Origin of the sequence: Sphingomonas plantiphila, assembly GCF_046000505.1 — a bacterium.
Classification (GTDB): Bacteria; Pseudomonadota; Alphaproteobacteria; order Sphingomonadales; family Sphingomonadaceae; genus Sphingomonas; species Sphingomonas plantiphila.
In genome coordinates this window covers 73,572-86,965 of sequence record NZ_JBELQC010000001.1, presented here as the reverse complement: position 1 = coordinate 86,965, position 13,394 = coordinate 73,572, and the positions used below count along the sequence as shown (strand labels likewise).

General features: G+C 68.1%; 12 protein-coding genes. 7 read left to right on the top strand and 5 right to left on the bottom strand.

From position 1 onward, the window contains the following. Positions 1 to 69 precede the first annotated feature (69 nt). The gene (locus ABS767_RS00395) at positions 70 to 891 is read left to right on the top strand and encodes an HpcH/HpaI aldolase/citrate lyase family protein (protein WP_408076386.1); all 822 of its coding nucleotides are present in this window, start codon (positions 70 to 72) and stop codon (positions 889 to 891) included. 21 nt (positions 892 to 912) lie between these two features. Here the strand turns inward: ABS767_RS00395 and ABS767_RS00390 are convergent, their stop codons facing one another. Further along, positions 913 to 2,148: a cysteine dioxygenase gene (locus tag ABS767_RS00390; RefSeq protein WP_408076385.1), complete on the bottom strand. Its 1,236-nt coding sequence runs from the start codon at positions 2,146 to 2,148 to the stop codon at positions 913 to 915. Between the two features lie 178 nt (positions 2,149 to 2,326). Here ABS767_RS00390 and guaB point away from each other — a divergent pair, with 178 nt between their 5' ends. The 6 genes from guaB (at position 2,327) to ABS767_RS00360 (ending at position 9,652) form a co-directional block, all read left to right on the top strand. After that, the gene (guaB, locus tag ABS767_RS00385) at positions 2,327 to 3,784 is read left to right on the top strand and encodes an IMP dehydrogenase (RefSeq protein WP_408076384.1); all 1,458 of its coding nucleotides are present in this window, start codon (positions 2,327 to 2,329) and stop codon (positions 3,782 to 3,784) included. Between the two features lie 116 nt (positions 3,785 to 3,900). Beyond that, complete coding sequence (locus tag ABS767_RS00380; RefSeq protein WP_408076383.1) at positions 3,901 to 6,501, top strand: GAF domain-containing hybrid sensor histidine kinase/response regulator; 2,601 nt, start codon at positions 3,901 to 3,903, stop codon at positions 6,499 to 6,501. 51 nt (positions 6,502 to 6,552) lie between these two features. Further along, positions 6,553 to 7,356 (top strand): hypothetical protein, encoded by an 804-nt coding sequence (locus ABS767_RS00375; protein ID WP_408076382.1) that lies wholly within the window; start codon positions 6,553 to 6,555, stop codon positions 7,354 to 7,356. Positions 7,357 to 7,379: 23 nt separating this feature from the next. Further along, positions 7,380 to 7,922: a hypothetical protein gene (locus ABS767_RS00370; protein WP_408076381.1), complete on the top strand. Its 543-nt coding sequence runs from the start codon at positions 7,380 to 7,382 to the stop codon at positions 7,920 to 7,922. A 9-nt stretch (positions 7,923 to 7,931) separates the two neighbouring features. Next, positions 7,932 to 9,116: an RsmB/NOP family class I SAM-dependent RNA methyltransferase gene (locus ABS767_RS00365; RefSeq protein ID WP_408076380.1), complete on the top strand. Its 1,185-nt coding sequence runs from the start codon at positions 7,932 to 7,934 to the stop codon at positions 9,114 to 9,116. Positions 9,117 to 9,148: 32 nt separating this feature from the next. After that, entirely contained in the window at positions 9,149 to 9,652 is a 504-nt protein-coding gene (locus ABS767_RS00360; RefSeq protein WP_408076379.1) for a tetratricopeptide repeat protein, read from the top strand. Here ABS767_RS00360 and ABS767_RS00355 read toward each other — a convergent pair. The 4 genes from ABS767_RS00355 to ABS767_RS00340 are packed head-to-tail and all read right to left on the bottom strand — an operon-like array spanning position 9,649 to position 13,330. Beyond that, entirely contained in the window at positions 9,649 to 10,098 is a 450-nt protein-coding gene (locus tag ABS767_RS00355; protein ID WP_408076378.1) for a DUF3291 domain-containing protein, read from the bottom strand. The two genes, ABS767_RS00360 and ABS767_RS00355, sit on opposite strands and share 4 nt — an antisense overlap. A gap of 56 nt (positions 10,099 to 10,154) precedes the next feature. Further along, the gene (rsmA, locus tag ABS767_RS00350; RefSeq protein WP_408076377.1) at positions 10,155 to 10,970 is read right to left on the bottom strand and encodes a 16S rRNA (adenine(1518)-N(6)/adenine(1519)-N(6))-dimethyltransferase RsmA; all 816 of its coding nucleotides are present in this window, start codon (positions 10,968 to 10,970) and stop codon (positions 10,155 to 10,157) included. Next, positions 10,967 to 11,947 carry a 4-hydroxythreonine-4-phosphate dehydrogenase PdxA gene (gene pdxA / locus ABS767_RS00345; RefSeq protein ID WP_408078623.1) on the bottom strand — a complete coding sequence of 327 codons (981 nt, stop codon included), beginning with the start codon at positions 11,945 to 11,947 and terminating at the stop codon, positions 10,967 to 10,969. Before pdxA ends, rsmA begins: the two co-directional genes overlap by 4 nt. A gap of 36 nt (positions 11,948 to 11,983) precedes the next feature. Next, positions 11,984 to 13,330, bottom strand: a complete 1,347-nt coding sequence (locus tag ABS767_RS00340) for a peptidylprolyl isomerase (RefSeq protein WP_408076376.1) — start codon at positions 13,328 to 13,330, stop codon at positions 11,984 to 11,986. Positions 13,331 to 13,394 lie beyond the last annotated feature (64 nt).

Below are 13,394 nucleotides of genomic sequence, written 5' to 3'. Positions count from 1 at the left end.
TGGGTGGCCGGGTGGGGGAGCGGGCTGCCACTGCTTCCCACAACGCGCCGATCCTAGCATAGAGGCGGCATGAGCAAAGCGATTTACGCCCCGCCGCGCACCGCGCTGTTTCTGCCCGCGTCCAATGAACGCGCGATCGAGAAGGCGAAAGAGTTGAAGGCTGACATGGTGATCCTCGACCTCGAGGATGCGGTGAAGGCGGAGGACAAGGAGCGTGCGCGCGAGGCGGTGAGGGCGGTCGAGGGGTTCGGCGATCGCCCGTTCGGCGTCCGCGTCAACGCCAAGGACAGCGATCACTGGAAGGCCGACCTGAAGGCGGTCAAGAAATCGCGCGCGACGCATGTGATCGTGCCCAAGGTCGAGACGCCCGACACGATTACGCATGCCGCGCTCTATGCCGACCGGCCGGTGCTGGCGATGATCGAGACCGCGGCGGGGGTGATGAATGTCGGTCCGATCGCGAGCGCGACCGGCTGGGGCGTCGAGGTGGCGGGGCTGATCGTCGGGACGAACGATCTGGCGGCGTCGCTGAAGCTGCCGGCCGCTGCGGGTCGCGCGCAGATGGCGCTGTCGTTGCAGCTGGTGGTGCTGGCTGCGCGGGCGCGCGAGCTGTGGGTGCTCGACGGCGTGTTCAACCGCCTCGACGATCCCGACGGCCTTGCCGCGGAATGCGCCGAGGGCCGTCTGCTGGGCTTCGACGGAAAGAGCCTGATCCACCCCAACCAGATCGACATCGCCCGCGCGTCCTTCGATCCGACCGAGGCCGAGCTCGACGATGCCCGCACGCTGGTCGCGGCGTTCACGGGCGGCGCCGAACGGCACAAGGACGCGATGATCGAGGAGATGCACGTCGACCGCGCCAAGGCGCTGCTGGCGCGGGCGGGCGGCTGACCTCCGCCCACGCCGTCGGAGTCAGGGGTGGCGCTTGTCCCATTCGGACTTCATCCGCGCCTTGAACTCCAGGAAGTCGGCGTCGGAATTGGGTGCGAACAGGCCGATCGCATTGTCCTCGAGATAATCGAAATAGGGCCAGTGCGTGGTGTTGGTCTCGGCATACATATAGCATTGGATGGTGATGCACGGCTCTTCCTTGCCACGGTTGATCAGCCGGTGGACCTGATTGAGGCGCGGCGAGATCCAGGTCACGTCGCCCTTGACGAAGGTCGCGCTTCCGAACGGTTCGCGATGATGGTGCGAGAGCATCGGATAGAGATCGGCGGTGATCTCGCCGTGGAACACCTTGATCACCGCATCGGCGCCGCCATGGTCGTGGATCGGCGAATAATGGCCGACCGGCCAGATCTCCATGACGAAGGGCACGCCGGGTGAATCGCCCTGATTCTGCCCCAGCGTGATCCGCAGATAGGTGCGGTTGAGGTCGGGCTTGCCGAACTCGTTCGCCTTGTCGACCAGCGTCCTGTGGCACCAGCCATCGGGGTCGGCGATGCTCTCCTTGATCGCTTGCGCGAACTGCGGGAAGTCGGGCGTGTCGAGCCGGAAATTCTCACCGGCGACATTGTCGTAGAGGATCTGGCAGGTCGGGGTGAGGTTCGCGGGGACGGTGACCTTGCCGTGGGCGATGTCCTCCATGGTGATGCGGTCGTGGGGGATCACCACCATCGGCGGTTCGATGGTCACCGGGTCGCGCCACAGATCAACCTCGTCGCGGATCGTCGCGCTCACCGCGACCGTCTGCGCCTCTTTCAGCCAGGCATAGAGATCGGGCTGGTCCTTTTGCGGCTTGGCGAGCTCATGCCGCGCGAGTTCGCAGCCCAGGCGCATCTCGCCCTTGCCATAGCGCAGCGCGCGGTTGTTCGCGTCGAAGCTGAACCAGTAAAGGCAGTCCGGGTCGGGATCGAGGCCGCTGTCCGGCCTGGCAATCAGGTTCAGCGCGTGCCATTCGCCGTCGCGATGCTCGCTCAGCGAAACGCCGCCGAATCCGATTTCCCAGCGAAACTCGGGGGCCCCCCAGCCATCGTTGCGCACCGATACGAAAAAGCCCGACTTTTCGGCGATCGCGAACCCGATCGTGCCCTGGCCCTTCACCAGCAGGCGGATGTCCTCCACCGCCAGCGGCGCCCCTTCGGTTTCCGGCGCGATGACGAGATGCGCCGGGACAGACTGAAAATCCTTTTCGCTGTGTGACATAGCCCCCTCCGTTCGATCGTGGTGCCACGCTATTGCAGGCGCACGGCAAGTCAATCGCCAGTCGATCGGGAATGAACCGGCTTGGTGGCTCGGGTGGAGCGGGGAGCCCCCTAGCGTCCGTCTCAAAGCGTCGTTACATGGGCCGCCAATTCTCGACTCAAGGACATTGGCCCGGTTCATGGATATCCCTCTCGGTCTCACCTTCGACGACGTTCTGCTCTATCCGGGCGAGAGCGAGGTGCTGCCGAGCATGGCCGACACCAGCACCTATGTGACGCGGTCGCTCAAGCTCAACATCCCGATCCTCTCTTCGGCGATGGATACGGTGACCGAGGCGGACATGGCGATCGTCATGGCGCAGCTGGGCGGCATCGGCGTGCTCCACCGCAATCTCGAGATCGACGAGCAGATCGAGGCGGTGCGCCAGGTCAAACGCTTCGAGAGCGGCATGGTCGTCAATCCGATCACGATGGCGCCGACCGGTACGCTCGCCGAGGCGCAGGCGCTGATGGCGCGGCACAAGATCAGCGGGATCCCGATCACCGAGCAGAGCGGCAAGCTGGTCGGCATCCTCACCAACCGCGACGTGCGGTTTGCCGAAAATCCGGGGCAGCCGGTCAGCGAGCTGATGACGCACGACAATCTCGCGACGGTGTCGATCGGCGTGGGCCAGGAAGAAGCGCGGCGGTTACTGCACCAGCGGCGGATCGAGAAGCTGCTGGTGGTGGACGACCAGTATCGCTGCGTCGGCCTGATCACCGTCAAGGATATCGAGAAGGCCGTGACCTACCCTGACGCGACCAAAGACGGCGCGGGCCGCCTGTGCGTCGCCGCCGCGACCACGGTGGGGGACAAGGGGTTCGAGCGCACCGAGGCGCTGGTCGATGCCGAGGTCGACCTGATCGTGATCGACACTGCGCACGGCCATAACAAGGACGTCGCGCGCGCGGTCGAGCGGGTGAAGAAGCTGTCGAACCGCGTTCAGGTCGTCGCCGGCAACGTCGCCACCGCCGCCGCCACCCGCGCGCTGATCGACGCGGGCGCGGATGGGGTGAAGGTCGGGATCGGCCCCGGATCGATCTGCACCACCCGCGTCGTCGCGGGCGTCGGCGTGCCGCAGCTGACGGCGGTGATGGACGCCGCCAACGAGGCCGCCAAGTCGGACGTGCCGGTGATTGCCGACGGGGGTCTGCGGACCTCGGGCGACATCGCCAAGGCGCTCGCGGCGGGTGCCTCGACCTGCATGGTCGGATCGCTGCTCGCCGGGACCGAGGAAGCGCCGGGCGAGACGTTCCTTTATCAGGGGCGCGCGTATAAATCCTATCGTGGCATGGGAAGTGTCGGCGCGATGGGCCGGGGTTCGGCCGATCGGTATTTCCAGGGCGATATCAAGGATCAATTGAAGCTCGTCCCCGAGGGGATCGAGGGGCAGGTGGCGTTCAAGGGACCGGCCAAGGACGTGATCCATCAGCTGGTCGGAGGCGTCAAGGCGGCGATGGGCTATACCGGCGCGGCGACGATTCCCGACCTGCAGAAGAAGGGCCGGTTCGTTCGCATCACTAATGCCGGCCTGCGCGAAAGCCATGTGCATGACGTGACGATCACGCGCGAGGCGCCCAACTACCCCACGCGCTGAACCGCACCCGACGACTCAAAAATCTATCCGCCGCTGGGAGCGATCGTTACGCTTGTGCGTTCGGCCATGCGCCGTAGCGCGCATGGGTAGCTTTCAGGGGGCTAATGAACCGTAATATGGCGAGTACGTTGGAAGTGCCAGCCTTCCTCAGCGATGGGGGTGAGATGGGGCGGCGCATCGCGACGTTCGACTGGGGGGCGACGCGGGTCGGCCCGATCGAAGGCTGGTCGCCCAGCCTGCGCGCCATCGTCGCCTTCCTGATCCACTGCCCGGTTCCGATCGTGATGCTGTGGGGCGAGGACGGCAACCTGATCTACAATGACGGCTATTCGGTGTTCGCGGGCGACCGGCATCCCGGGTTGCTGGGCATGAAAGTGCTGGAGGCGTGGCCCGAAGTCGCCGACTTCAACGCCAATGTGATGCGGGTGGGGCTGGCCGGAGGCACGCTGGCCTACCGCAATCACAAGCTGATCCTCAATCGAACGGGCGCGTTCGAGGAGTGCTGGCTCGATCTCGACTACTCCCCCGTCTACGACGGCGCAGGCGCGCCTGCCGGGGTGCTCGCGGTGGTCGTCGAAACGACCGACACGGTCCGCGCCAACCAGGCGCTGCGCGAAAGCGAGGCACGGCTGCGCTTCCTCGATTCGCTGTCGATCGAGACTGCGCGCAGTACCGACCCCGCCGAGGTGCTGGAGGTCACCACCCGCATGCTCGCCGCCCAATTGGGCGCGTCCAACTGCGCCTATGCCGTCATGGACCCGGACGAGGACGGGTTCACGATCCGCGGCGACTGGGCGCGCGAAGGATCGCCATCGATCGTCGGCCGCTACAAGCTCGCCGATTTCGGAGCGCTGGCTGTGCAGGAGCTTAGCGCCGCGCGGCCGCTGATCATCGACGATAATCTGGCCGAACTGGCGCCGCACGAGGCGGCGACGTTCCAGGCAATCGGGATCAGCGCGACCGTGTGCATCCCGTTGGTCAAGGACGGACGGCTGACGGCGTTGATGGCGGCGCATCATCGCGAGCCGCATGTGTGGACGCCGGAGGAAATCGCGCTGATCCGCGAGGTGACCGACCGCAGCTGGGCGCATGTCGAGCGCACTGCGGCCGAAGCCGAGCTGCGTCACGCCGCCGCTCAGCTGCGCGAGCTCAACGCGGACCTCGAACGGCGCGTGATCGAGCGCGCAGCCGCGCTGCAGCAGAGCCAGAGGCAGTTTGGCCTGCTGGTGCAGGGCGTTAGCGACTATGCGATCTACATGCTCGACAGCGCCGGCGTGGTATCGAGCTGGAATGCCGGAGCGGAAAGGATCAAGGGCTATTCGCCCGACGAGATCATCGGGCAGCATTTCTCCACCTTCTATCCGGACGAGGAGCGCGGACGGGGCGATCCGCAACGCGCGCTCGAAACGGCGCGTCGCGACGGGCGCTTTGCGGCCGAGGGGTGGAGGGTGCGCAAGGATGGGACCCGGTTCCGCGCCAGCGTGGTGATCGACGCGATCCGCGACGATGACGGCCGACTGATCGGTTTCGCCAAGATCACGCGCGACGTGACCGAGCGCGAAGAGACGCAGCGCGAGCTGGAAACTGCGCGCGAGGCGCTGTTCCAGTCACAGAAGATCGAGGCGATCGGCCAGCTGACGGGCGGCGTCGCGCATGATTTCAACAACCTGCTGATGGCGATCATGAGCGGCCTTACGCTGCTGAAGAAACGCGTGCCGGACGATCCGCAGATCGCGCGCCTGATCGACAATTCGATGCAGGCGGCAGAGCGGGGCGCCGCATTGACGCAGCGCATGCTTGCCTTTGCGCGGCGCCAGCAACTCAAGACCGAGCGGGTCGATGTCGCCGCGCTGGTGGCCGACATGACGGGACTGCTGCAGCGCACGATCGGGCCGTCCTGGCAGATCGAAACCCAGTTTCCCGACGATCTCGCGGCGGTTTCCGCGGACACCAACCAGCTCGAAATGGCGCTGCTCAACCTGGTCGTAAACGCACGCGATGCGATGCCCGAGGGCGGAGCGATCACGATCGAGGCGGCACAGCGGACGGTCGACGGTGCGCGCGGCGACCTGGCGCCGGGAAGCTATGTCCGGCTGAGCGTATGCGACGCGGGCGTCGGCATGGATCAGGGGACGCTCGCGCGGGCGACCGAACCCTTCTTTACGACAAAGGGCGTGGGCAAGGGGACGGGCCTGGGCCTGTCGATGATCCATGGTTTCGCGCAGCAGAACGGCGGCGCGCTGGAGATCGAGAGCTCGCCCGGGGTGGGGACACGCGCGCATATCTGGCTCCCGCTTGCGGCCGAGGGAAGCCGCCCGGCAGCCACGCCCACCGAAGCCGAGCCGGAGGAGGGTGCGCGCGCGCTCACGATATTGGTCGTGGACGACGATCCGCTGGTCCTGACGAACACGGCCGCCCTGCTCGTCGATCTCGGGCATCAGGTGTTCGAAGCGGATTCGGGCGCGGCAGCGCTGACGCAGTTGCAGACGCATGGCGAGATCGGGCTGCTCATCACCGATCAGGCGATGCCCGGGATGACCGGCAGCCAGCTGGTCGAACATGCGCGCGCGCTGCGACCCGATCTGCCGATCATCCTCGCGACCGGCTATGGCGAGACGCCCGCCGACGTGTCTGCACGGATCAAGCGGCTCGCCAAGCCGTTCACCCAGGGCGACTTGCGCCGCGCGCTGGCGGAGGCGGTACCGGCGAACGCGTGAACCGCGCCCCGACATGATTTCGACGCAATGGCGCGGCATTGCAGCCCCGCCTTGTCGAGCGCCGAGCATCCCGAACCGAACCACGACCCGCGCCCGCTGAAACAGCGGCTGCGCGCGCGTTTTGGCGACCGTGCGCTGGCGGTGGCGCTGGCGATCGCGGTGGAACTGGCGCTGGGCCTCGTCCTGCTCTCGATCGCGCCGAAGCTGCTCGCTCCGCCCGAGGAGACCGTGCCGATGGCGGTGTTCGGGGTCACGCCCGACCCGGTTCCCGACCCGGACCCCGAGGATACCGAATCGGCGCCGCCGGCGCCGACCGAGCGCGCCGACCCCGTGCCGCCGCGTCCCGAACCCGAAGCGGCGCCGCCCGCAGCGCCGCTTCCCCCGGCGCCCCAGCCGCCGGCGATGCTCGATATCCCGCTGGGCGGCATGCCCGATATCGCGACGCTGCCGCGCGCGTCCGGAGCGCCCGCCCCGGCACGGCGCGCCTATGGTCCCGCCGCACCGCCCGCCGATCCGCGCGACAGCCGCCGGGTCGAGGGACGCGGGCCCAATGGCGAGCCGCTCTATGCCGCAAGCTGGTTTCGCGAGCCCTATGACAGCGAGTTGCGCGGCTATCTGTCGACCGCACGTCCCCCCGGCTGGGCGCTGATCGCGTGCCGCACCGTGGCGGAGTTTCGCGTCGACAATTGCGCGTTGCTCGACGAATATCCCGACGGGGCGCAGATCGGCCGCGCGGTGCTCGCCGCTGCCTGGCAATTCCGCGTCCGCCCGCCCCGGTTGCGCGGCCAGTATCAGGTCGGTGAGTGGGTGCGGATCAAGATCATCTATGAGCTGCGGACCGTGTCGGTCGAATAAGGGTAACGAAAAGGAAGCGGACGATGTGGATTGCGGCACTGGCGATGATGGTAGCGACCCCGGCAGCGGCGCAAGACGAAGCCCCCGCGCTCACCCCAGGGACCGTGACGGTCGAGGCGGCGGAGGGTGACGCCGCCCCCGCACCGGTCCGCAGCGTGTTCGCCGATGCGATCGAACAGGCGCTGCTCGACGCCCGCTTCACCGCGCTGCCGGGTCAGGCGCGCGGGCGTTATATCGCGCGCTTCGCGATCACCCGCGCGGCACGCGGTGCGGTCGCCTCGAACGGGCCGGAGCAGGGCGCGCGCGGCAGCGTCGGCAATTGGGGCGGTGCGTTCGGCGTCACCTTGCCCTCCGACAAGCGCCAGTTGCGCGGGCTGATCGTGACGCAGCTGACGATCGAGCTGGTCGCGCGCGCGGACCTGCAGCCGGTGTGGCGCGGAAGTGCGCTGACCGCGCAGGCGGAGGGAACCAAGGCTGACGCGCCCGCGGCGCTTGCGGCGAAGCTTGCGCCTGCGATCCTGCGGGCCTTTCCGGCAAGCCTCGCCGAACCCGTGTCCGTCCCATAAGGGAGCCGCATGACCCCCGCCGCGCGCACCCAAACTGCCATCGAACTGCTGGATGCCATCATCGCCGCCGCGCGGGAGGGGGGTGCGTCGGCGGACGTGCTGATCGCGCGCGCGATGGCGGCGCGGCGCTATGCCGGGTCGAAGGATCGCCGCGCCATCCGCGCGCTGATCTATGAGGCGATCCGGCGCTGTGGCGAGGTGCCGCAGTCCGGGCGGGCGGCGATGCTGGCAGTCGCGGCTGACGACCCGGCAGTGGCGGAAAGCTTCGACGGCTCGTCCTATGGGCCTGCGCCGATCGCTTTCGGCGAACCAGTGGCGACCGGGGGTGTCGCGCCCGCCTGGCTGATCGATGCGCTGGCCGCTTCGGGCGTCGATGGCGATCAGGCGGCGGCGCTGCTCGGGCGGGCGTCGCTCGATATCCGGGTCAACCCCGCCAAGGCTTCCGTGGCGATGATCCAGGACGCGTTCCCGGACGCGCAGCCGACCCCCGGACTGGCACTCGCCCTGCGCCTGCCGCCCGACACCAGGCTCGAGGCGAGCGAGCCCTATGCCGCCGGCGCGGTCGAGGTGCAGGACGCGGGCAGTCAGGCGGTGACGCTCGCCGCCGCCGCGCAGCCGGGCATGCGCGTGGTCGACCTGTGCGCCGGGGGCGGTGGCAAGACGCTCGCGCTCGCTGCCGGAATGGACGAACGCGGCGAGATCCTTGCCACCGATACCGATCGTCCGCGGCTCTCGCGGCTCGAACCGCGTGCGCGGCGGGCCGGCGTGGCGATCGTCGAGACGCGCCTGCTCAACCCCGGAGCGGAGGCGGATGCGCTCGCCGACTGGAGTGACAACGCCGATCTCGTGCTGATCGATGCGCCCTGTTCAGGGACCGGCACCTGGCGCCGCAATCCCGAGGCGCGCTGGCGGCTCACCCCGGCGCGGCTCGCCCGACTGGTCGAGACGCAGGCGCGGCTGCTCGACGTCGCGGCGGGGCTGGTGCGGCCGGGGGGAGCGCTGGTGCATATCGTCTGCTCGCTGCTCGATGCGGAAGGAGCAGGGCAGGTCGATGCCTTTCTCGCGCGCAACCCGGCGTTTCGTGTCGAGCCGCTTGCGCTTCCCCTGGGCACGCCGCATGGACCGGGCATGCGCCTCACCCCGCTCAACGATGCAACCGACGGGTTTTTTGTCGCGCGGCTGGTGCGCGCGTGATAGCCATGCCCGTTCCGAAGTTGGAGACCGTCATGCGTATCACGTTGGTGTCGGCCGCAGCCGCACTCGCCCTGCTCAGCGTTTCGACCTCGCTCTATGGCCAGCGGGCGGACGACCAGATCGATGCGCGCTCGATCGCGCTGCTCGAAAAGGGCAAGGCTGCGCGCGGTGCAGGCAATCTTGCCGACGCCAACGGGCTGGTGGAGAGCGCGCTGGCGGTCGATCCGCGCAACCGCCAGGCCTATATCGTGCTCGCCGAGATCGCGCGTGCGCAGGGACTGCCCGGCAAGGCGATCCGCTTCTATCGCGAGGCGCTGACGCTGGAGCCCAACGACCTCGTCGCGTTGCGCGGCCAGGGCGAGGCGATGGTGCAGAAGGGCGCGGTTGAACGCGCCAAGGAGAATCTGGCGCGCGTGAAGACGCTGTGCGGTACGTGTGCCGACGCGACCCAGCTTGCCGCCGCGATCGCCAAGGGCCCGCCCGCGACCGCCACGGCGCAGGTCGTTCCGCCCAAGGCCGAGGAAAAGAAGAACTAGGCGCGCCGCGCGGGCGGGTACCGGGGGACGATCGGGGCCGCCCGGTCCGTTCGCGGCGCGGCATAGCTCAGGTCGAGATGTCGGGCTGAGGGGTGGCGGAGTTTGGACGGCCGGCCCTCGGCGCGCATGCGGCGGTCGGCCTCGGTCCAGTCGGGCGCTACCGCATCTTCCTGCTCCCAGTGGACGATGCTGGCCTCGTCGCACCAGTTCATCAGCCTGGGCATCGCCTTAAGGTGCGATCCGCTGGTGATGTAGTTGCGCATGTCCGCTTGGCTCCGCCACAGCGTCATCGTCCAGAAGGTGCGTTGGCGATCGGGCAGGAGCGATCCGGTCAGGAAGCCCTCGGCACGGCTGACCTGCGCGCGCGTGCGAAGCGCGTCGACCGTAAAGCCGGGCATGAAGCGCCACGCGCGGATGCGCAACCGGGTGATGCTGACGAAAACCATAGCGCCTCCGCGAGAAGCCCGACCCGGCCTGGAGCTTTAGTCCGGGTGCACTCGGCTTAGGACAATGCGCGCGCCAGATCGACAAATTCGGCGACGCTGACCGTCTCCGCGCGGCGGGTCGGATCGATCCCGAGCGCTTCGGCGGCCTCCACCGCGCCCGGGACGCCCTTCAGGCTCTGGCGCAGCATCTTGCGTCGCTGGCCGAAGGCGGCGGCGGTCAGCTTTTCGAGGACGCGGAATTGCACGCCCGGCGGCTCATCGGTCGGGACGATATGGACCACGGCCGACATCACCTTGGGCGGTGGGGTGAAGGCGCTGCGATGGACCGGCATCGCGATCCGCGCGGCGCTGCGCCATTGGGCGAGCACGGCGAGGCGGCCGTAATGGTCGGTTCCGGGCGCGGCGACGATGCGCTCGGCGACTTCCTTCTGGAACATCAAGGTGAGGCTCGCCCACCACGGTTGCCAGTCCGCCGACAGCCAGCCGACCAGCAGGGCCGTGCCGACATTATAGGGGAGGTTGGATGCGATGTGCGGCTTGGTGGCGAACAGCGCGGGAGCGTCGACCTCCAGCGCATCGCCCTCGATCACGCGCAGCTGGCCGGGAAAGGCCTCGCCCAGTTCCTCCAGCGCGGGGATGCAGCGCCGATCGCGCTCGACTGCGGTCACCTGCGCGCCCGCTCCGAGCAGCGCGCGGGTCAGGCCGCCGGGGCCGGGGCCCACCTCGAACACCTCCTGACCGTTCAGATCGCCGGGGACGCGCGCGATCCGGTCGAGCAACTGCGAATCGAACAGGAAATTCTGGCCCAGCGCCTTGCTGGCCGACAGGCCATGTCTGCGGATGACCTCACGCAGCGGGGGGAGGGGGCTCACGCGGCGGCTGCGTCGTAGACGGCGCGGTGTTCGGCGGCCTGCGCGGCCATGCGGATCGCCGCGATCATCGCGCCGGGTTCCGCCTGATCGGTCCCCGCGATGCCGAATGCCGTGCCATGATCCGGCGAAGTGCGCACGATCGGCAGGCCAAGCGTCAGATTGACGCCCTCGTCGAAATGCAGCGTCTTGAGCGGCACCAGCGCCTGATCGTGATAGAGGCAGATCGCGGCGTCGTAGGTGGCGCGGGCGCGGGCGTGGAACATCGTGTCGGCCGCGAACGGGCCGGTCGCGTCGATCCCCTCGGCGCGCAGTTGCGCGATCGCGGGCACCAGTATGTCGATTTCCTCATGGCCGATCGCGCCGCCCTCGCCCGCATGGGGGTTGAGACCCGCAAAGGCGAGCCGCGGCGCTGCGATGCCGAAATTGCGGGCGAGCCCGCGCGCCGTCGCCCGCGCCTTGGCCAGGACCAGCTCGACGCTGAGCGACGGCGCCACCTCGATCAGCGGGATATGCGTCGTCACCGGGACGACGCGCAGCGTGGGGCCGGCGAGCATCATCACGGCGTTGGCATGGGCGATGCCGCAGCGTTCGGCGACGAACTCGGTCTGGCCCGGATGGGTGAACCCGATGCGATAGAGCTGAGCCTTCGACACGGGGCCCGTGACCAGCGCGCCCGCCGCACCCGATCGCGTCAGCCCGGTGGCAAGCTCAAGACTGTCGAGCGCGCAGCGCGCACCCGCGACGTCCGGCGTTCCGGGATTTACCTCTTCGGTACAGGCAACGGTGAGCACCGGCAGCGCCGTATCGAACGCGCGTGCCGCCTCATCCGGGCTGCCGATCCGCGCGATCGGGCCGTCCCACACCTTCGCGACCGCCGTCGGTTCGCCGACCGCGAAGAAGGGCGCGAGCGTGTGCAGCGCGCGCGCCGCCCATGCCTTGGCAATGATCTCGGGTCCGATCCCGGCGGGATCGCCCATCGCGACCGCGAGCGGGCGCAGGGCGCCGCTCACGGCTCAGCGATACTCGATGATCGCGTCGCGGCGCAGATCGCGCAGCAGGCGCTGGGCACGCAGATTGGTGCGGCGCTCCTCGATCTCGTTGCGGATCGCCTCGCCCGACGGCTGGTTCGATGCCTGCGCCTCGTCGCGTCCGCACAGTACCAGCGCGCGCACACCCTCGGTCTGCGATCCGAACGGGGGCGTGGCCTGTCCGACCTGAAGGCCCAGAACGATGTCCTGAAGCTGGGGCGGAAGATCGCGGGCGCGAACCGAGTCATTGTCGACCACTTCGGCGCCCAGCGTTTCGGCGGCCTTGCCCACCGCGCCGCAGCCATTGGTCGATTTCAGCACTCCGGCGAATTCGGCGACCCGCGCCTGCGCCTGCGCTTCGGTGATCCCCTTGGGAAATTTGACGGTGATCTGACGCAGGCTGAGCTGAGCGTCGCGCGGATCGGACATCAGCACCTGGCGCTTGTCGACCAGATACAGGATCGAGAAGCCGCCCGGAACCTCGACCGGTCCGGCCACCTGACCGACCTGCATCTGCTGCGTCGCCTGCGCGAGCGGGGCCGGCAGCATTTCGGCGCGCACCCAGCCGAGATCGCCGCCCTGCGCACGCGTCGTGGCTTCGGAGAACTGCGCGAAATATTCGAACGGACGACCCTGCTGCATCTGCTGGATCATCTGCTGCATGCCCTGGAACACCTCGCCCGCGCGTTCGGGCGTTGCCGAGATATAGATCTCGCGCAGCTGGAATTCCTCGGTGCCCTTGGCAGCCTCGAGGCGCGCGATGATCGCGTTGACTTCCTCTTCGCCGACATTGACGAACGGGTTGATTGTGCGGCGGATCAGGCTCTGCCACGCCAGTTCACCCTCAATCTGGCGCTTGAACGAACGCTCCGACGAGCCGATGTCGCGCAACCAGGCGCGCATCTCGTCCGGCGAGCGGCCATAGCGCCGCGCGATGCCGATGAAGCTGCGCTCGATCTGCTCGGCGGGGATGGTGACATCCTTCGCCTTGGCCTGCTGGATCTGGATCGTCTCGTCGGTCAGCAGGCGCAGCACCTGAAGGCGCAGCTGATCCTGCTCGGCCGGGGTCAGCTTGAGCTGATTGAGCGCCATGAACAGATTGACGCGATGCTCGATATCGGTGCGCGTGATGACATAGCCGTTCACGATCGCCGTCGGCTTGCGGATATTGGGGTCAGCTTTCGCAAACAACTGCAAATTCTGCGGCAGGTTGAGATTGGCGGTCGACGGCACTTCGCTGTCGGGCACCGTCTGGGCGCCGATCGCGGTGCTTGCTGCGATACCGAGAAAAAGAGCCGAGTAACGGCCGAAACGCGCGACTTTCGAGGTCATCTTCACCTGTGCCTGAAACGAATCCGATTCTGCGAACGGACGCCGTCTAATCGTCAATTGTGCC

What these genes read in the sequence shown, in the direction of transcription:
- ABS767_RS00365 (WP_408076380.1), top strand. Translation starts at nt 7,932, where the DNA reads ATGACCCCCGCCGCGCGCACCCAAACTGCCATCGAACTGCTGGATGCC.
- ABS767_RS00340 (WP_408076376.1), bottom strand. Translation starts at nt 13,330, where the DNA reads ATGACCTCGAAAGTCGCGCGTTTCGGCCGTTACTCGGCTCTTTTTCTC.
- guaB (WP_408076384.1), top strand. Translation starts at nt 2,327, where the DNA reads ATGGATATCCCTCTCGGTCTCACCTTCGACGACGTTCTGCTCTATCCG.
- ABS767_RS00360 (WP_408076379.1), top strand. Translation starts at nt 9,149, where the DNA reads ATGCGTATCACGTTGGTGTCGGCCGCAGCCGCACTCGCCCTGCTCAGC.
- ABS767_RS00380 (WP_408076383.1), top strand. Translation starts at nt 3,901, where the DNA reads ATGGCGAGTACGTTGGAAGTGCCAGCCTTCCTCAGCGATGGGGGTGAG.
- ABS767_RS00355 (WP_408076378.1), bottom strand. Translation starts at nt 10,098, where the DNA reads ATGGTTTTCGTCAGCATCACCCGGTTGCGCATCCGCGCGTGGCGCTTC.
- pdxA (WP_408078623.1), bottom strand. Translation starts at nt 11,947, where the DNA reads ATGGGCGATCCCGCCGGGATCGGACCCGAGATCATTGCCAAGGCATGG.
- ABS767_RS00370 (WP_408076381.1), top strand. Translation starts at nt 7,380, where the DNA reads ATGTGGATTGCGGCACTGGCGATGATGGTAGCGACCCCGGCAGCGGCG.
- ABS767_RS00395 (WP_408076386.1), top strand. Translation starts at nt 70, where the DNA reads ATGAGCAAAGCGATTTACGCCCCGCCGCGCACCGCGCTGTTTCTGCCC.
- ABS767_RS00390 (WP_408076385.1), bottom strand. Translation starts at nt 2,148, where the DNA reads ATGTCACACAGCGAAAAGGATTTTCAGTCTGTCCCGGCGCATCTCGTC.